We start from the raw sequence: 17,910 nt of genomic DNA, 5'->3' as shown, positions 1-17,910 counted from the left end.
CGGTTGCGCGCTATCGGGCGCTCCTGCGTTTTCCACGAGCCGGTGCCACCACGGCAAGGCCTGCAACCACGATCACGGCAATGCCGATCCAGGTCGCCGTCGATGGCAGATCGCCGAACATCGCATAACCCAGCCCGGTCGCGCCAAGCAGTTCGAGATAGACAAGCGGCGAAAGTGTGGAAACCGGCGCCAACCTGAAGGCACTGATCGTGAGCAGGTTGCTGGCAGCCGATAGCAGGCCCATCAGGAGGATCAGCAGAATCTCCTCGCGATTGGGCACCGTCCACTGGAACAGGACGAAAGGCGTCAGCAGCAGGATGCCGAAGACGAGCTGGATGGTCAGCGTCGCCAAGGGGGTGCTGTCCTGGGCGGTCGCCCGCGTCATCACCAGGTAGCACGCCATCAGCCCGCCCGACGTCAGCGCGATCAGCGTGCCGGAACTGCCGGCGGCGCCCGGCTTCACGATCAACATGGCGCCAATGAAGCCCAGAATGACGGCCGCCAGCTTTCGGCGATCGAGCCGCTCGCGCAGGACAATCACGGCCAGCAAGGTCGCTATGATCGGCGCAATGAAGTAGGCGCCCAGCGCGTCCGCAAGCGGAATGCGCGCAATCGCGGTGAAATAGAGCGTCATCGCGCCAACCAGGAAGGCGGTGCGCAGAAGTTGCGGCAGGATCTGGCTGCGGCCAATCAGCGGCCGCGCTGCGCGCGCCTGCACAAACAGCACGACAGGCAGCACGAAGCCGAGTGCTGTGACATAACGAGCCCAGCTCAGAAAGGCCGGGGAATGCGCACTGCTGAGATGCTTGCCAATCGCATCCGCACCGGGGATGAACAGCATCGATATCGCCATCAGGACGATGCCCAGCGCGGGGCTGCGAGCAATGTCGGAGGACGGCGCGCGCTCGTCTCGCTTGTTCGCCTCGGCGGGCTTTGAGCGGCGATTGACGACGGAAGCGCCGGAGGCGTCTGAACTTTGGTCCATGCGGCTCTCTAGCAGATTCCGCGACGCCAGCCGCGGAAGAACCTGAATGCGTCGACGGGAGCGCGCAGGCGGCCTACGCCAAAGGGTTAATCGCCATCCACCGCCATCAAGGGGATGTTAACCGCCATTCAGACGTCCAGAATGGAACTAACGCTGCGCGATTGACGAGAACAAAACAGGAATTATGATGGACATATAGAGAACATCTGGAGGTCAAGATGGTTTTAGCACGTAAGCTTGTCGTCGGAATGGTGGAGCTTGCCTCGCTCGGCCTCTTCCTTGGGATGATCTGGCTCTGGGCGGCGCTGCTCGCCGCCCCCAGCGTCTAAGCCATCCACAGCCGGCGGAAAGCCTCTCGACTGGACCCGTCGGCCCGCTCCATAAGGGCGAACGAGGTGACCCGATGAGTCGAGAGCAGGGCCGATCCCGCATTCTGTCCGAGGTGGGCTTCGTCCATCTCCACGTTCATTCGAGCTATTCCCTGCTCGAAGGGGCCATGACGGTCAGTACCCTGGCCAAGCTCGCCGCTGCGGACGGCCAGCCCGCTCTGGCCCTGACCGACAGCAACAACCTCTTCGGCGCACTCGAATTCTCCGAGAAGCTCGCTGGTGGCGGCATCCAGCCCATCGTCGGGGTCCAGCTCTCGGTCGATTTCGCCGACGAGGCGGATAGCGGCCGCCGGCCCGTTCAGGCGCAGGCCGTACCGCATATCGTGCTGCTTGCCATGTCCGAGGCAGGCTACGGCAATCTGATGAAGCTCGTCACCGAAGCATGCCTTGCAAGCGGAGGCGCCGGGCAGCCGATTTCGTCGCTCGAGAAACTGACGGCACATCATGACGGCGTGATCGCGTTGACCGGAGGTCCGGGCGGTCCGATCGACAGTGCACTGCGTGCCGGGCAGGTGGTCCAGGCTGGCGCGCGCCTGGCAAAGCTCGCCGAGATATTCGGCGACAGGCTCTATGTCGAGATCCAGCGCCATGGCCGTGATGGCGAGGCTGCCGTCGAGGCGCATCTGCTTAGGCTCGCCTATGATTCCGATCTCGCCATCGTCGCGACTAACGAGCCCTTCTTCGCCAAGGCCGGGGATTTCGAGGCGCACGATGCGCTGCTTGCCGTAGCCGAAGGGCGACTGGTCTCTGACGGCGAGCGCCGGCGTGTGACGCCAGGGCACTTCTTCGTCACTCGGTCCGAGATGAAGCGCCGCTTCGCCGATCTGCCGGAGGCGTTGGCTGCGACCGTCGAGATCGCGATGCGCTGCACCTGGCGCGTCACGACACGCAAGCCGATCCTGCCGCGTTTCGGCGAGGAGGGGCGCGACGAAGCAGAGGAACTCGAGGCCCAGGCGCGCGCCGGTCTGGCGGCTCGGCTGTCCAAGCACGGCCCGGCTGCGGGCTATACGGTCGGGGAATACGAGTCGCGGCTTGATTTCGAGCTTTCGATCATCAACCGTATGAAGTTCCCGGGCTACTTCCTCATCGTCTCGGACTTCATCAAATGGGCGAAGGACCAGGGCATCCCGGTTGGACCGGGACGCGGCTCCGGCGCGGGTTCGCTCGTTGCCTATGCGCTGACCATCACTGACGTCGATCCGCTCCGCTTCGGCCTGCTCTTCGAGCGCTTCCTCAACCCCGACCGCGTCTCGATGCCGGACTTCGACATCGACTTCTGCCAGAACCGGCGCGAAGAGGTGATCGACTACGTCAAGCGGCGCTATGGCGAGGAGCGCGTCGCGCAGATCATCACCTTCGGCACGCTGCTGGCGCGCGGCGTGCTGCGCGACGTCGGCCGCGTGCTGGAAATGCCCTATGGTCAGGTCGACAAGCTGACCAAGCTGGTGCCGCAGAACCCGGCAAAGCCGATCTCGCTGCCAGAGGCGATCGCCGGCGAGCCGAAGCTGCAGGCGGCTGCGGATGAAGAGCCGGTCGTGGCCCGTCTGCTCGAAATTGCCCAGAAACTGGAAGGGCTTCACCGCCACGCTTCGACTCACGCTGCAGGTGTCGTGATCGGCGATCGGCCGCTCGAGCAACTCGTCGCGCTCTCGGTCGATCCGCGCACCGGAATGCGCGTGACCCAGTTCAACATGAAATGGGTCGAGCAGGCCGGCCTGGTGAAGTTCGACTTCCTCGGCCTCAAGACCCTGACGACGCTGACCACCGCTGTCACGCTGATCGCCCAGCGCAACATCCAGATCGACCTCGCCAAGCTGCCCTTCGACGATCCGAAGAGCTACGAGATGCTGGCGCGCGGCGAGACGGTCGGCGTGTTCCAGGTTGAATCGGCGGGCATGCGCAAGGCCCTGGTCGAGATGAAGGCCGACCGCATCGAGGACCTGATCGCGCTGGTCGCCCTCTACCGGCCAGGTCCGATGGACAACATCCCGACCTATTGCCGCCGCAAGCTCGGCTTGGAGGACCCCACCTATCTCCATCCGAAGCTGGAGCCGATCCTGGCCGAGACGCATGGCATCATCGTCTACCAGGAGCAGGTCATGCAGGTGGCGCAGGCGCTCTCGGGTTATTCGCTCGGTGAGGCCGACTTGCTGCGCCGCGCCATGGGCAAGAAGATCAAGGCGGAGATGGACGCCCAGCGCGATCGTTTCGTGAAGGGCGCAGTCGAAGGCGGCATGACGAAGAGCATCGCCTCCGAAATCTTCGACCTGCTCGCGAAGTTCGCCGACTATGGCTTCAACAAGAGCCACGCCGCCGCCTACGCTGTCGTCGCGTTCCAGACCGCCTATCTCAAAGCGAATTTCCCGGTCGAGTTCCTCGCCGCGTCGATGACGCTCGACATGGGCAACACCGACAAGCTTTCGGAATTCCGGCGTGATGCCGAGCGCCTCGGCATCACGGTCGAACCGCCGTCGATCAACCGCTCGGGCGTCGAGTTCGACGTGGCCGATGGCGCGATCCGCTACGCGCTCGGCGCGATCAAGGGGGTAGGGCGCACGGCGGTCGAAGCCGTCGTCGTGGCGCGCAATTCAGACGGGCCGTTCCGCGATCTCGCCGATTTTGCTCGCCGCATCGACACCAAGCTCGTCAACCGCCGCACGATCGAGGCGTTGATCGCCGCTGGTGCGCTCGATCCGCTGGAGAAGGACCGCGCTCGTGCCATGGCGGCGATCGATGGCATGCTGGCGCTCTCGAACCGCACGCGCGAGGCGGCTGCGGGTGGCCAGTCCGAACTCTTTGGTGGGGGCTCCGTCGCGGAAGCCTTTCGCATTCCGCCGACCGAACCGTGGGCGCCGGCCGAGCGACTGCGGCGCGAACATGACGCCGTCGGTTTCTTCCTGTCGGGTCATCCGCTCGACGAGTACGAACATGTGCTGAAGCGGCTACGGGTTCAGCGCTTTGCCGATTTTGCCAAGACGGTCAGGGCAAACGGAACCTCCGTCGCCAAGGTTGCGGCCTCGGTCATCGACAGATCGGAACGGCGCACCAAGTCCGGCAACAAGATGGGCATCGTCAACCTGTCAGACCCCAGCGGGCAGTTCGAGGCGATCCTGTTTTCGGAAGGACTGCAGCGTCACCGCGATCTGCTGGAGCCGGGCCGGGCGCTGGTGTTGCGTCTCAGCGCGGTGCTCGATGGCGAGGATGTTCGACCACGCATCGAGGATGTCGAGGTTCTCGATGATCTGGCCGCTCGCCAGAAGCAGGATCTGCTGGTCTACTTGCGCGACGACAGGGCACTGGGCAGCATTGCGGAGCGTATTCGCGCGCGCGAAGGTGTCCGCGCCGAAGGCAAGATCGCGGTGATCATGATCCTCGATGACGGCGCGCAGGAGGTCGAGATCGAGCTGCCGGGCCGCTACCCGGTCAACCAGCAGATTGCCAACGCGGTACGGGCGGCGCCGGGCGTGGTCAGCGTCGAATTGCGCTGAGAAGCGGTGAGGGCAGTATGACAGCGCTGATTGTCGTCGATGTGCAGAACGATTTCTGCCTGGGCGGCTGTCTTGCCGTTCCTGGCGGAGATGAGATCATACCTGTGGTCAACGCGCTTGGCCGCCGCTTTCAAACGGTTGTGCTGACCCAGGACTGGCATCCGGCAGGGCACTCCTCCTTTGCCTCGCGCCATCCTGGCAGAAACCATTTCGAGAGTGTGACGATGGCCTACGGCGATCAGGTGCTTTGGCCTGATCACTGTATCCAGGGCACGCGAGGCGCTGAGTTTCATCCAGGCCTCGACCTGCCCCACGCGCAGGCCATCATCCGCAAGGGCTATCGCTCCGGAATCGACAGCTACTCCGGCTTTTTCGAGGCCGACCGTGTGACGCCCACAGGATTGGGTGGCTACCTCAAGGAGCGCGGCATCTCGCGGGTCGCCATCGTCGGGCTCGCCACCGATTTCTGCGTCAACTGGACGGCGCAGGATGCCGTTCGGAGCGGGCTGGAAACCTTTGTTGTCGAGGAGGCTTGCCGCGCGATCGATCTCAATGGCTCCCTGGCAAAGGCCTGGTCCGACATGGCGGCGCTTGGGGTTAGGCGGTTCGCCCCGCAGGAGTTACCAATGTGACGCAAGCAGATGTCGCGCTCGCAACGCCTGCTTGATCTGATCCAACTGCTGCGGCGCCATCGTCGCCCGGTCTGCGGCCGGCGGCTGGCTGACGAGCTCCGTGTCAGCACACGCACCCTCTACCGCGACATCGTCACCTTGCAGGGGCAAGGCGCGCCGAGCATGTCTGCACGCGCGTCGGAAGCCGTGAAAGCACCGTGACGCCTCGCTTGAGTTGAGTTGCCGCAAGACCGGACGTTGTCCGGTTCCTTGCGAAGCGATCGGGAGACGTGCCGCTGTCGAGCGCGGGCTCAAGCGCTGCGGATCGACCTCCGGTTGCGTGCTCCCTGCCATGACCGTTGCGCGATTGTCTTGACCTGCCTGCAAGGTTAGTCACGACCTTGGGGAAACGGGGCATGTATCGATCCGATGTCCATTGCTTGAGGGAAAGCCGTTATGTCGTTTCTTTTGAAGCCCTTTTGCGCGCTTGGCGCACTGGTTTCCGTTCTCTCTGCCGGCCCAGGCGCCTTGGCGCAGACCCAAGCCGACCAACTCGCGGTCGCCTATCAATCGGGCCGCAATCAACTCGGGATACTGGCCTACTGCAATGAGAAAGGTCACATCGGAGCTGATGTCGTCGAGATCCAGAAGAAGATGCTCGGCCTGATCCCGGCTCCTGCCGACAAGAGCGGCGGCGATGCCGCCGAAGCGCAGGGCAAGAAGGGTACGATCGCCATGATGGGCATCACTCAGGACATCGAGACCATAGCCAAGGCTCAAAACGCATCGGCCGCGACTTACTGCAAGCAGATTGGTGATGTTGTGAAGCAAGCGGGCGCAGCCCTGCCAAAATAGCCATCCTGGGTGACGGTTTCGGGCTATGGTCGCCGGGCTCGATGAGGCCAGCGAATTCGGCTTCCGGCTGAATCCGTCCCTGCTTGGGTGGTGAGGTCGATGGCGACGGGAGATGATCTGCGCCGTTTGGCATTGGCTCTGGACGGCACGGTCGAGGTTCCACATTTCGACCGTGCCGCATTCAAGGTCTCACGAATCTACGTCACTCTCGCTCCTGACGGTTGCAGCGCGAATTTCGGCTTCCTACCCGAGGAGCAGGAGTTCAGATGCATGATGGCTCCGGACGCCTTCAACCCTGTGCCGAATGCCTGGGGCAAGCGGGGTTGGACAACGGCCAATCTCTCCAGGCTCAGCCTGGCTGAACTTGCCGGTGCGCTCGAAGCGGCCTGGCGGCTTGGCGCGCAAGGAAAGCCACAGCGCCGATGATCCACTGCGGTGCGAGCCTTGCGTTGCCAGGCTTTCCCGTGTAAGGCGCAGGCCATCCCACATGGGGAGCATCGCCTCACTTCCGAGGCGTTCCGGTGACGAGGCAGTCCATGCCTTGTTCATTCGCACCCCAGAGGCTCAACCGGAAGGACGATCGAATCATGGCTCTGCCAGACTTTTCCATGCGCCAGTTGCTCGAGGCCGGCGCGCATTTCGGCCACCAGGCTCACCGCTGGAACCCGAAGATGTCGCCGTATATCTACGGCACCCGCAACAACATCCACATCCTCGACCTGTCGCAGTCGGTGCCGATGCTCTCGCGCGCCCTGCAGGCTGTCAGCGACACCGTGGCCCGCGGCGGCCGCGTCCTGTTCGTCGGCACCAAGCGCCAGGCGCAGGACTCGATTGCAGACGCCGCCAAGCGGTCGGCTCAGTACTACGTCAACTCCCGCTGGCTCGGCGGCATGCTGACCAACTGGAAGACCATCTCGGCCTCGATCCAGCGCCTGCGCAAGGTCGACGAGCTCCTCAATGGCGGCAGCACCGGCCTGACAAAGAAGGAGCGCCTGATGCTGGCGCGTGAGCGCGACAAGCTCGAGAAGGCGCTCGGCGGCATCAAGGACATGGGCGGCACGCCCGACATGATCTTCGTGATCGACACCAACAAGGAAGCGCTCGCGATCAAGGAGGCCCAGCGCCTCGGCATCCCGGTCGCCGCTATCGTCGACTCGAACTCGGATCCGGATGGCATCACCTTCCCGGTGCCGGCCAATGACGACGCCGGCCGCGCCATCCAGCTCTATTGCGACCTGATCGCCCGTTCGGCCATCGACGGCATCTCGCGTGCCTCGGGCGACCATGGCATCGACCTCGGCGCTGCCGAGGCGCCGATCGTTGAGACGGCGATCGTCGAGCCTGCCGCAGACGCAGCTCCGGCCTTCGAACTGCTGACCGCACCGCGCGGTGCACCGGACGACTTCATGAAGCTCTCCGGCATGGGCCCGGAGCTGGTTCAGAAGCTCAACGACGGCGGACTGTTCCACTTCTGGCAGTTTGCCGTGATGTCGCCGGCCGATGTCGCCAAGGTTGATGCTGAGCTGAAGCTCGGCGGCCGCATCGAGCGCGACGGCTGGGTTGCCCAGGCGCGCGATCTCGCCGAGGCCTGAGAGCAAGCTCAAGGCGGCGCGTCATCGGCGCGTCGCCTCGGCAGCGCAGCAATGCGCGGTGCATGAATGAAGTCACGCCGGCGGCCGGTCACGGAGCGTCGGCGTTTTCCCTTCGCGCTATGGCGCGCTCTGAAATCGAAGGACGTGCCGTTGGCCGCCAGCGTCGTTGCGCAGGCCCGGCACATGACAGCAAGGAACGACAGATGGCTGCGATCACCGCCGGCATGGTGAAGGAACTCCGCGACAAGACTGGCGCGGGCATGATGGATTGTAAGACCGCGCTGGCCGCGACCGACGGCAACATCGAGGCCGCCATCGACTGGCTCCGCACCAAGGGCCTGGCCAAGGCCGCCAAGAAGGCCGGCCGCGTTGCCGCTGAAGGCCTGGTCGCCGTGTCCGTGTCCGAGAACCGCGGCGTCGTCGCCGAGGTCAATTCCGAGACCGACTTCGTTGCGCGCAACCTTGAATTCCAGGCGCTGGCCCGCACGATCGCCGACGTCTCGCTGGAGCGCGGCGGCGACGTCGAGGCATTGCTCGCCCATCACTATCCGGGCGGCGGCACCGTCGCTGACGCCATCGCTAATGCCATCGCCACGATTGGTGAGAACATGACCCTGCGCCGTGTCGCCGAGGTCAAGGTCAGCGCCGGCGTCATCGGCCAGTACGTCCACGGTTCGGTTGCCGATGGCCTCGGCAAGATCGGCGTCATCGTCGGCCTCGAGACAACCGGCAAGGGCGAGGAACTTGCAGCGCTCGGGCGTCAGCTTGCCATGCACGTCGCCGCCACCAATCCGGTTGCGCTCGATCTCGCTTCGGTCGATCCGGCGATCCTGGAGCGCGAGAAGGCGATCCTGGCCGAGAAGAATGCCGGCAAGCCCGCCAATGTTCTCGAGAAGATCACCGAGAGCGGCCTGAAGAGCTACGCCAAGGAATACTGCCTGCTCGAGCAGGCCTATATCCATGACGGCTCGAAATCCGTCGCCCAGGTGCTGAAGGAAGCTGAGGGCAAGGTCGGTGCACCGGTCAAGCTGACGGGCTTCGCTCGCTTCGCGCTCGGTGAGGGCATCGAGAAGGAAGAGACCGATTTCGCCGCCGAAGTCGCCGCGGCCGGCGGCACGACCGGCTGAGAAGCCGGTTGATAGGATCTGAAAAAGGCCGCGCTCTGCGCGGCCTTTTTTGTAAGAAGACGATGTTGGTGCCGAATCGCGCCGTCCCAGCCATGGAGAAAGCCGGTGAGACCCAAACGCGTTCTTGTGAAGCTCTCCGGTGAAGCCCTTGCCGGGAAAGCAGGATCTGGCCTCGACGGCGCGACGCTGACTGCGCTCGCAGCCGATATCGCGAAGGCCGCGCATGAAGGCGTCGAGATTGCGATCGTCGTCGGCGGCGGCAATTTCTTTCGCGGCGTCCAGGGCTTGAACAAGGGCCTCGATCGGCCGAGCGCCGACTCGATCGGTATGCTCGGCACAGTGATGAACGCGCTCGCGCTCGAACATGCCATCGAGATCGCCGGCGCTCCCGCCCGCGCCATGTCGGCGGTGCCGATGCCCTCGCTCTGCGAGAGCTATGCACGCCGTCGCGCGCTCGATCATCTCAGCCATGGCAAGGTCGTTATCCTCGGCGGCGGCACGGGCAATCCCTATTTCACCACCGATACCGGGGCGGCCCTTCGCGCGGCCGAGCTCGACTGTCAGCAATTGCTGAAGGCGACGCAGGTCGACGGCGTCTATACCGCCGATCCGAAGAAGGATCCGAACGCCAAGCGCTATGAGAGCCTGACCCATGCCGAGGCGATCAGGCATGATCTCAAGGTGATGGACACGGCAGCCTTTGCGCTGGCGCGCGATGCCGGGCTGACCATTGTCGTGTTCTCGATCGCTGAAACGGGCGCGCTCGCGGCCGTTCTGCGCGGTGAGGGCAGGGCAACCTATGTGACGCCCTGACTGCCAGCCCCTCGCGGCTACCAGACTCAGTAGTTCGGCCAGATCCCCGGCGTCATCAACTCCAGCAGATGGCCGTCGGGATCACGGAAGTAGACGCTGTTTCCGCCGCGATCCCAGCTCATCCGGCCCTCAATATCGATTCCATGCTGCTGCAGCCGTTCTTCCCAGGCCGCGAGTTCGCTCGTGTCGATCGCGAAGCAGATATGCAACGGGCCACTGCCGTCATGCGGTGGAATATTGCCCTTGGCTGATGATTGGGTGAGGAGAGCTTGCCCCCGAAGGAAGAGCAGAAGGACGCTCGCTCCGCCGACATCGTAGGCGAACAGAGTCCGGGTCTTCAGCATCGGCTTCAACCCGAGCTTCGTCTCGTAGAACGCCTGCGCGCGATCGAGATCGTCGACATAGAGCGCAGTTTCGATGATGCGGTTCAGACGGGGCACGTGGCTGCTCCTCAAGGATCGATCCAGCCCGGCCCGTGACGTTGCGGCCGAGACTCGGCCTTCAAGCTAGGAAGCGACGCCTGATCTTGCCACCGTCCTGGAACGTCCGGCCCCATGCCCCGCCTGCATGCGGCGGTTTTTCCCTTGCAGATTGCGCCGGGAGGGTGCTGTTGGAACATGAAATCCTTGACCCTGAGCGGGGCCGCGGCCATGGTCGCGCCGGTTTTCGATTATCTGCAAGGTCTTGACTAAAATGGCCCAGACGACATTCGACCTCGCCGACGTGAAGCGTCGGATGCAAGGCGCGGTGCAATCCTTCAGGAGCGATCTCGCCTCCCTGCGCACCGGCCGCGCCTCCGCCAACGTTCTCGATCCGATCCAGGTCGAGGCGTATGGTGCGCGTACGCCATTGACCCAACTTGCCACTGTCAGCGTGCCTGAGGCGCGCCTGCTCAGTGTCCAGGTCTGGGACCGCAGCATGGTTCAGGCCGTCGAGAAGGCGATCCGCGAATCCGATCTCGGCCTCAACCCGCAGACCGAAGGGCAGGTGCTGCGCATCCGGATTCCGGAACTGAACGAGCAGCGCCGCAAGGAGATGGTCAAGGTCGCTCATAAATATGCCGAGGAATCCAAGATCGCAGTGCGCCATGTCCGCCGCGACGGGATCGACGTGATCAAGAAGCTCGAGAAGGACGGCCATCTGACCAAGGATGACGTGACGCGCGAGTCGGATCAGGTCCAGAAGGTCACAGACCAGCATATTGCCGAGATCGATCAGGCACTGGCGGCGAAGGAAAAGGAAATCCTGCACGTCTGATCCTGTCGCCCGGCGGGTTTGAGCCGCCGGCAATGGTCCGGGCCGCAACGCCGAAAGAGGCACGAGAATGTCAGCAGGCCAGCGTCCGGGTGTCCAGGCTGCAGGGCCCTCCCATGTCGCAGTGATCATGGACGGCAACGGGCGCTGGGCCCAGTTGCGCGGCCTGCCGCGACATGAGGGGCATCGGCGCGGGCTGGAAGCCTTGCGCCGTACCGTTAGGAACGCCAGCGATCTCGGCATCGAGATTTTGACCGTCTACAGTTTCTCGACGGAGAACTGGCGCCGGCCTGCTGCCGAAGTGTCGTTCCTGATGACGCTGCTCAAGCATTTCATCGAGAAGGATCTGACCGAACTCGGCGCGGCTGGTGTACGGGTCCGTGTCATTGGAGGCAGGAGCGATCTGGCGCCGGATCTGCGCCGTCTGGTCGAGCACGCCGAGGCGACCACGCGCAACAACACGGGAATGACGCTTGTTGTGGCCTTCAACTATGGCTCGCGCGACGAGATCATCCGAGCGACACGCCAACTGGCCTCGGATGTTGCGGCTGGCCGTATCGACGCAACCGCCATTGATGAGAGCAGCATGTCTGCGCGGCTCGATACCGCGGATCTGCCTGACCCCGAGCTCGTCATCCGCACGTCAGGTGAGACCCGGATCTCGAACTTCCTGCTTTGGCAGGCCGCCTATGCAGAGTTCGTCTTCACCCCGATACTCTGGCCGGATTTCGACCGCGCGGCACTGGAAGAAGCGCTGGCCGAGTATCGCCGCCGAGAGCGCCGGTTCGGCGGCGTGTCGGAACCATCCGGCCGCAATGTGGGCGTAGCGTGAGCGACCAACCTTCCGGCAGCCCGGCTGCCGGCCCGAGCGAATTGAAGCTGCGTATCGCATCCGCGCTGGTGCTGGCTGCGGGCATTATCGCCGTCACATTTGTCGGAGGCTGGCCGTTCAGACTCATCTGGGCGCTTGCTGCCGGGTTGGTGGCCTATGAATGGCTCGCGATCGTGAGCCGCCGGAATGCGGTGCCCGCAGGCATTGGCGTGACGATTGCCGGCCTGGCGCTCGGCTTCGCCCCGATCAGCCCAGTGGCGCTCGCCGGTGTTTCGGCCTTCGCGGCCCTCTTTGGGGCGCTCCTGACCCCGGTTCTCGAAAGGCGGAGCTGGCTGGAAGCCTGCGGCGTCGCCTACGCGCTCGCCTTTGCCCTGATCACGCCGGCGCTGCGCGCACTCCCGGACTTCGGGTTTGCCGTGATCATCTGGACCTTCGCAGTCTGCTGGCTGACCGATATTGCCGCCTATTTTACGGGTCGTGCTCTTGGTGGGCCGAAGCTGATGCCCGCGATCAGCCCGAAAAAGACCTGGTCCGGCGCACTCGGCGGAACCGCTGCCGGCGCGCTCGGTGGCTACGCCGTCTGGGCGTTGACCCCGGGAGCGGCGGCAGCCGCTGGTCCAGCCTTTGTGATCGCCGCCTCGCTTTTGGCCTCGATCGTGAGCCAAGCCGGCGATCTGTTTGAATCGGCCGTAAAGCGCCGCTTTGGCACCAAGGATTCAAGCAAGCTGATCCCCGGCCATGGTGGCTTTTTCGATCGGCTTGATGGCTACTGGGCCGTCTTGGTCCTTGTCGGTGCCGCACTGTTCCTGGCGCACCTGGAGTTCTGACGACGTCATGCGCCGTCTCGTCACTCTTCTTGGGGCCACGGGCTCCATTGGCCGATCGACGCGCGACGTCGTCTCGGAGAATCCTGATCGCCTGAAGATCGATGTCGTGGTTGGCGGCCGGGACGCCGCGGCCCTTGCCCAGGTTGCGCTCGAGACAGGTGCGCGCTTTGCCGCTCTGGCCGACGACGCCGGAGGCGACGCCCTGGCGCAGGCCCTGGCTGGCAGCGGTATCGGCAGCGGGGCTGGGCGGCAGGCCGTTCTCGATGCCGTCGCGATGCCGAGCGACATTGTGGTCAGCGCCATATCGGGAGCTGCCGGTCTGGAAGCGACCTTTGCAGCCTTGACGCCCGGCCGCGTGATTGCGCTCGCCAACAAGGAGAGCCTGGTTTGCGCCGGGGCTGCCGTAATGGCGCAGGCCAGGGCAGCGGGCGCGCGCATCCTTCCACTGGATTCGGAACATAATGCTCTCTTCCAGGCGCTTGGAGCCGAGCCGATCTCAGCGATCCGATCGATGACGCTGACGGCATCGGGTGGTCCGTTTCGCACCTGGTCGGCCGAACGAATTGCGGCGGCCAAACCGGAGCAGGCTCTGGCCCACCCTAATTACGCAATGGGCGCCAAGATCACGATCGACTCCGCCAGCATGATGAACAAGGGCCTCGAGCTGATCGAGGCCTGTTTCCTGTTCGGCCTGAACCATGATCAGCTCGATGTTCTGGTGCATCCCCAGCAGATCGTGCATGGCCTCGTCACCTTCCGCGATGGCTCGGTCAGTGCAGGCATGGCAGTTCCGGATATGCGGGTTGCTGCCGCGCATTGTCTCGGCGTCGATGGCCGGCTCGATGCGCCGGCCACGCGCTTCGTCGATCTCGTGACGACCGCGCCGCTGGCCTTCGAACGCCCTGATCTTGCCCGCTTTCCGGCGCTTGCTCTTGCGATGGCAGCGTTGGAGATCGGAGGCGCGGTGCCGGCCATCCTCAATGCCGCCAATGAAGTCGCGGTCGAGGCTTTTCTTGGCGGACGTATCGGCTTTCCCGGCATCCCGGCTCTCGTCGATGCCGTCTGTAGCGGGTTCGGTGGCAGCATCGCGGCGCCGGTCGATATTGAGGCTGCCCTTGCCATTGACCATGAGGCGAGAAACCGCGCCCGCCTCCTCTTGTCGAAGGGCACCTTCACTGTCACGTAAGGGGCAGGGATCGGGAGAATTTTATGGATATTGCAGCGACCGTCTGGAACTCGGGCAGCTTCCTGCTCGGCTATCTGGTGCCGTTCCTGTTTGTCCTGACCATCGTTGTATTCGTGCACGAGCTCGGACACTTCCTTGTCGGCCGCTGGTGCGGCGTCGACGTGAAAGTGTTCTCCATCGGCTTCGGCCGCGAGATTTTCGGCTTCGTTGACAAGCACGGCACGCGCTGGCGCTTTGCGCTGATCCCGCTTGGCGGCTATGTAAAATTCTCTGGCGATGCCGATCCCTCGAGTTCTGCGGCCGACAGCGCTGAAGTCGAGCGCATGACGGCGGAACAGCGCGCGCGTTCTTTCCCGGCTCAGTCGGTCGGCGAACGGGTGGCAATCGTCGCGGCTGGACCCATCGCCAATTTCCTGCTGGCCATCCTCATCTTTGCAGGAACCGTGTACGCCTTCGGCCGCCCGATCCTGACGCCGCGGGTCGAACAGGTGATTGCGGGCAAAGCGGCTGAGCGCGCAGGCCTGCTCGCCGGAGATATCGTCCTGACGATCGACGGCAAGCAGATCCGCAGCTTCGGCGACATGCAGAGAGCGGTCTCGACGCGTCCGAACGAGACCCTTTCGATGACGGTCGATCGCGCAGGCAGCATGCTGACGCTGCCGATCACGCCTGATCTCGTCGAAACGTCGACGGCCCTCGGCAAGCAGCGCGTCGGCATGATCGGGGTCCAGGCCTCCCGCCGCGCCGAGGACTGGACGACCCAGCATTTCAGCCTGGGTGAATCCGTAATGGTTGGTTTCACCGAGACCTGGTTCGTGGTCGACCGGACTTATGACTACCTGTCCAAGTTGGTCACCGGGCGTGAATCGACGGACCAGCTTTCGGGGCCGATCCGCATCGCTCAGGTTTCCGGGATGGTCGCTTCCAATGGAGGCCTGCTCGCGCTGATCAATCTTGCGGCGATTCTTTCGGTCTCGATCGGCCTGATGAACCTGTTGCCGGTTCCGATGCTCGATGGCGGACATCTGATGTTCTATGCGATCGAAGCCTTGCGCGGCCGCCCCTTGAGCGAGCGCGCCCAGGAAATCGGCTTTCGGGTCGGATTTGGGCTGGTGTTGATGCTGATGCTTTTCGTGACCTGGAATGACATCATCCACGTCCGCTCACTTCTTTGACGCCGGCTGGCAATAATGACCTGCGGCAAGATTCATTGCCGATAGCCGCGAAAATTGCGTCGAATCGGGCTCTTTGCTCAAGGCGCGTGGCCTCCTGGCAACGACGCGGTTAAAAATAATTTGTTAACGACAATGTTCGTTTGCACCTCGTCGGAAACTTTGTAGAAGCGATTGGTCTGCAATGTCGCCACGCACCTGCCCAAAGGCAGGTGTCCCCGGTTGGGGTGGTGACCTACTAAATGGAATAGGCGACCCGATGACGTCGACCCCAAAGAGCCGGTCTTTCAAAATGCGGCTCTCTCGATCAGTCGGACTTTCGGCCTTTATGTTGGCCGTTAGCGGTGGCGTTGTTTTTGCGCAGGCCGTGATTGTCCAAGGCAACCGCCGCGTCGATGCGGAGACCATTCGGTCCTATGCAGGGCAGGGTGGTCCGCAGGAGGTTCGGCAGAGCCTGATGGCGACCGGATTGTTTTCGAACGTGCAGGTTAGCCGTCGCGGCAATCAGACCGTAATCTCGGTTCACGAGAACGACACGATCAATCGCGTCGCTTTCGAAGGCAACAAGCGCCTCAAGAGCGAGGTTCTGCTGCAGCAGGTCGAATCGAAAGCGCGTGGCCCTCTGAGCCAGACGTTGATCGACTCCGACGTGCAGCGCCTGAGGGAGGTCTATCGCCGGGCCGGGTACGGCACCGCAACGATCTCCGGCCGCATCGCGCCGTTGCCCAACGGCCGTTCGGACGTGGTCTTTACCATCGCCGAGAGCGGCAAGACCGGCATCAAGGAAATCAATTTCGCGGGTAACGGCGCCTATTCGGCATCGCGCCTGCGCGGGTTGATGAGCTCGACGGAATCGAACTTCCTCAGCTTCATCAAGACCTCCGACGTCTATGATCCCGACCGTATCGCGTCCGATCTCGATCTGGTTCGTCGCTTCTACCTGAAGAACGGCTATGCCGACTTCCGCGTCGTTGCGAGCGACGCTCGCTTCGATGATGCCAAGGGTGGCTGGGTCATTGACGTCACGATCGATGAAGGGCCGCAATACAAGGTTGGCAATGTCGCGGTCGATTCGCAGCTCAGCGATATCGACTCGGCGACAATGCAAAGGCTCCTCGCGACATCGGCTGGCGATACCTACAATGCCGAGGCGGTCGAGAAGTCGCTCGTCAGCCTCACGACCGAGGTGTCGCGCCGTGGCCATCCATTTGCGCAGGTTCGCCCGCGCGGTGACCGCGATGCAGCTGGCCGCCTGATCGGCATTACCTATGTCGTGGAAGAAGGTCCGCGGGTCTATGTCGAGCGCATCAATGTGCGTGGCAACACGCGTACCCGCGACTATGTGGTCCGCCGCGAGCTCGACCTGGGCGAGGGCGATGCCTACAACAAGGTGATGGTTGATCGCGCCGAACGGCGCCTGAACAATCTCGGCTTCTTCAACAAGGTTCGCATCACCAACGAGCCGGGCAGCGCACCTGACCGGGTCGTCATGAACATCGACGTCGAGGACAAGGCCACAGGCTCCTTCTCGATCGCGGGCGGTTACTCGACGTCTGACGGTGTCATCGGCGAGGTGTCGCTGTCGGAATCCAACTTCCTCGGCCGCGGCCAATTCGTGAAGATTGCCGGTACGCTCGGTCAGCGGACCCAGGGCATCGATTTCTCGTTCACCGAGCCCTATTTCCTCGGTCGCCGTATCGCTGCCGGTATCGACCTGTTCTCGAAGTACAACGACAACTACAATATTGGTCGCTATGAAAGCCGCGTGACCGGCGGTCAGCTGCGTTTCACCTTCCCGATCACGGAAGAGTTTTCGATCACGCCGCGCTACTCGCTCTATACGACCGAGATCAAGATCCCGAATACGACGACCCGGCCGTATAATGACTGCTCGTTCCCGATCGACGGGATCACACCCGGAACTCCGGCTTCGGGGTTCGCAGCAACGCAGTCCTTCAACTGCTTGACCAACGGCGAAGCGACACTCGCGGTCAAGGAAGCGCGTGGCACGACGCTGACCTCCCTGGCGGGCGTGACGCTGAATTACAACTCGCTTGATAATTACCAGACGCCGCGCAACGGCTTCATTGCCGAATTGAAGCCGGAATTCGCCGGTCTCGGCGGTGACTCGAAGTTCCTTCGCGTCGCGGCGGATGCTCGCTACTACCGCGAGATCTACGACGATGTCGTCGGCTTCCTCCGGGTCCAGGGCGGTCACGTCCAGGCGACGGAGGGTACCCTGCGCATGGTCGATCACTATTTCCTCGGCCCGAGCCTGGTGCGTGGCTTCGCCCCGTCCGGCATTGGTCCGCGCGACGTGCTGAACGACCCGACGGCCAACGCTCTCGGCGGCTCGACCTATTTCGGTGGCTCGGTCGAAGTTCAGTTCCCGATTTGGGGTCTGCCGCGTGACCTTGGCTTACGCGGCGCGATCTTTGCCGATGCCGGTACGCTGTTCGATTATGATGGCGGCTCGAAGGTGATCACCAGCGCGATCCCGACGACGACAGGGGTTTGCCCGGTCGGATCCGATCCCCGGCAGTTCGCCGTCCCGAGCACGTCCATCTACCAGAGCAACGTGGCCTGCGTACGCGACAAGAACGTTCTCCGGTCTTCGGTCGGTGTAAGCTTGCTCTGGCAGTCGCCGCTCGGGCCTATCCGGTTCGACTATGCCTATGCCCTCACCAAGGATGATGGCGTGCGCGACCCGACGACCGGTGTCCGCTATGGCGGCGACCGCCTGCAGGCCTTCCGCTTCTCCGGCGGCACTCGCTTCTGA

Annotated in this window: 15 protein-coding genes and 1 pseudogene; 14 read left to right on the top strand and 2 right to left on the bottom strand. The window is 63.5% G+C overall.

Annotated elements, in window-relative coordinates:
• Positions 1–10: 10 nt before the first annotated feature.
• Positions 11–985: a DMT family transporter gene (locus tag FG93_RS17795; protein ID WP_043236727.1), complete on the bottom strand. Its 975-nt coding sequence runs from the start codon at positions 983–985 to the stop codon at positions 11–13.
• Positions 986–1,388: 403 nt separating this feature from the next.
• Between FG93_RS17795 and dnaE the strand changes: the two genes are divergently transcribed.
• The 8 genes and pseudogenes from dnaE to pyrH all read left to right on the top strand — a co-directional run bounded on the left by dnaE (position 1,389) and on the right by pyrH (position 9,860).
• Positions 1,389–4,862, top strand: coding sequence for a DNA polymerase III subunit alpha (dnaE, locus tag FG93_RS17790; protein WP_043236725.1), 3,474 nt, complete (start codon positions 1,389–1,391; stop codon positions 4,860–4,862).
• 17 nt (positions 4,863–4,879) lie between these two features.
• Positions 4,880–5,494, top strand: coding sequence for a bifunctional nicotinamidase/pyrazinamidase (gene pncA, locus FG93_RS17785; RefSeq protein WP_043236724.1), 615 nt, complete (start codon positions 4,880–4,882; stop codon positions 5,492–5,494).
• A 9-nt stretch (positions 5,495–5,503) separates the two neighbouring features.
• A pseudogene (locus FG93_RS17780) lies at positions 5,504–5,653 on the top strand (HTH domain-containing protein); the annotation flags it as partial.
• Positions 5,654–5,929: 276 nt separating this feature from the next.
• A complete protein-coding gene (locus FG93_RS17775) occupies positions 5,930–6,328 on the top strand; it encodes a pore-forming ESAT-6 family protein (protein WP_152579496.1) in 399 nt (132 codons plus the stop codon).
• Between the two features lie 99 nt (positions 6,329–6,427).
• A complete protein-coding gene (locus tag FG93_RS17770; RefSeq protein WP_043236720.1) occupies positions 6,428–6,754 on the top strand; it encodes an MmcQ/YjbR family DNA-binding protein in 327 nt (108 codons plus the stop codon).
• Positions 6,755–6,915: 161 nt separating this feature from the next.
• Entirely contained in the window at positions 6,916–7,920 is a 1,005-nt protein-coding gene (locus FG93_RS17765; protein WP_043236718.1) for a 30S ribosomal protein S2, read from the top strand.
• A 203-nt stretch (positions 7,921–8,123) separates the two neighbouring features.
• On the top strand, positions 8,124–9,047 hold the full coding sequence (tsf, locus tag FG93_RS17760; protein ID WP_043236717.1) for a translation elongation factor Ts: 924 nt from the start codon (positions 8,124–8,126) through the stop codon (positions 9,045–9,047).
• 105 nt (positions 9,048–9,152) lie between these two features.
• On the top strand, positions 9,153–9,860 hold the full coding sequence (pyrH, locus tag FG93_RS17755) for a UMP kinase (RefSeq protein ID WP_043236715.1): 708 nt from the start codon (positions 9,153–9,155) through the stop codon (positions 9,858–9,860).
• Positions 9,861–9,886: 26 nt separating this feature from the next.
• On the opposite strand, the gene FG93_RS17750 is transcribed toward pyrH, so the two are convergent.
• Positions 9,887–10,300, bottom strand: a complete 414-nt coding sequence (locus FG93_RS17750; protein WP_043236714.1) for a VOC family protein — start codon at positions 10,298–10,300, stop codon at positions 9,887–9,889.
• 253 nt (positions 10,301–10,553) lie between these two features.
• Between FG93_RS17750 and frr the strand changes: the two genes are divergently transcribed.
• The 6 genes from frr (at position 10,554) to bamA (ending at position 17,910) form a co-directional block, all read left to right on the top strand.
• The gene (frr, locus tag FG93_RS17745) at positions 10,554–11,117 is read left to right on the top strand and encodes a ribosome recycling factor (RefSeq protein ID WP_043236712.1); all 564 of its coding nucleotides are present in this window, start codon (positions 10,554–10,556) and stop codon (positions 11,115–11,117) included.
• Between the two features lie 67 nt (positions 11,118–11,184).
• Positions 11,185–11,946: an isoprenyl transferase gene (locus FG93_RS17740; protein ID WP_043236711.1), complete on the top strand. Its 762-nt coding sequence runs from the start codon at positions 11,185–11,187 to the stop codon at positions 11,944–11,946.
• Complete coding sequence (locus FG93_RS17735; protein ID WP_043236709.1) at positions 11,943–12,773, top strand: phosphatidate cytidylyltransferase; 831 nt, start codon at positions 11,943–11,945, stop codon at positions 12,771–12,773. The genes FG93_RS17740 and FG93_RS17735 overlap by 4 nt, the downstream gene beginning before the upstream one ends.
• Positions 12,774–12,780: 7 nt before the next feature.
• Positions 12,781–13,959: a 1-deoxy-D-xylulose-5-phosphate reductoisomerase gene (dxr, locus tag FG93_RS17730; RefSeq protein WP_043236708.1), complete on the top strand. Its 1,179-nt coding sequence runs from the start codon at positions 12,781–12,783 to the stop codon at positions 13,957–13,959.
• 23 nt (positions 13,960–13,982) lie between these two features.
• Positions 13,983–15,134 (top strand): RIP metalloprotease RseP, encoded by a 1,152-nt coding sequence (gene rseP, locus FG93_RS17725; RefSeq protein WP_043236706.1) that lies wholly within the window; start codon positions 13,983–13,985, stop codon positions 15,132–15,134.
• 325 nt (positions 15,135–15,459) lie between these two features.
• Positions 15,460–17,910 (top strand): outer membrane protein assembly factor BamA, encoded by a 2,451-nt coding sequence (gene bamA, locus FG93_RS17720; protein WP_244448646.1) that lies wholly within the window; start codon positions 15,460–15,462, stop codon positions 17,908–17,910.

Origin of the sequence: Allobosea sp. LC85, from assembly GCF_000735605.1 — a bacterium.
In the GTDB taxonomy this organism is placed as follows: domain Bacteria; phylum Pseudomonadota; class Alphaproteobacteria; order Rhizobiales; family Beijerinckiaceae; genus Allobosea.
This window is presented reverse-complemented; position numbering and strand designations above follow the sequence as displayed.

Excerpts from the sequence above, each read along its gene's own strand:
- dxr (WP_043236708.1), top strand. The coding sequence starts at position 12,781 with ATGCGCCGTCTCGTCACTCTTCTTGGGGCCACGGGCTCCATTGGCCGA.
- pncA (WP_043236724.1), top strand. The coding sequence starts at position 4,880 with ATGACAGCGCTGATTGTCGTCGATGTGCAGAACGATTTCTGCCTGGGC.
- rseP (WP_043236706.1), top strand. The coding sequence starts at position 13,983 with ATGGATATTGCAGCGACCGTCTGGAACTCGGGCAGCTTCCTGCTCGGC.
- FG93_RS17775 (WP_152579496.1), top strand. The coding sequence starts at position 5,930 with ATGTCGTTTCTTTTGAAGCCCTTTTGCGCGCTTGGCGCACTGGTTTCC.
- FG93_RS17770 (WP_043236720.1), top strand. The coding sequence starts at position 6,428 with ATGGCGACGGGAGATGATCTGCGCCGTTTGGCATTGGCTCTGGACGGC.
- FG93_RS17765 (WP_043236718.1), top strand. The coding sequence starts at position 6,916 with ATGGCTCTGCCAGACTTTTCCATGCGCCAGTTGCTCGAGGCCGGCGCG.
- bamA (WP_244448646.1), top strand. The coding sequence starts at position 15,460 with ATGTTGGCCGTTAGCGGTGGCGTTGTTTTTGCGCAGGCCGTGATTGTC.
- frr (WP_043236712.1), top strand. The coding sequence starts at position 10,554 with ATGGCCCAGACGACATTCGACCTCGCCGACGTGAAGCGTCGGATGCAA.
- FG93_RS17740 (WP_043236711.1), top strand. The coding sequence starts at position 11,185 with ATGTCAGCAGGCCAGCGTCCGGGTGTCCAGGCTGCAGGGCCCTCCCAT.
- tsf (WP_043236717.1), top strand. The coding sequence starts at position 8,124 with ATGGCTGCGATCACCGCCGGCATGGTGAAGGAACTCCGCGACAAGACT.
- dnaE (WP_043236725.1), top strand. The coding sequence starts at position 1,389 with ATGAGTCGAGAGCAGGGCCGATCCCGCATTCTGTCCGAGGTGGGCTTC.
- FG93_RS17795 (WP_043236727.1), bottom strand. The coding sequence starts at position 985 with ATGGACCAAAGTTCAGACGCCTCCGGCGCTTCCGTCGTCAATCGCCGC.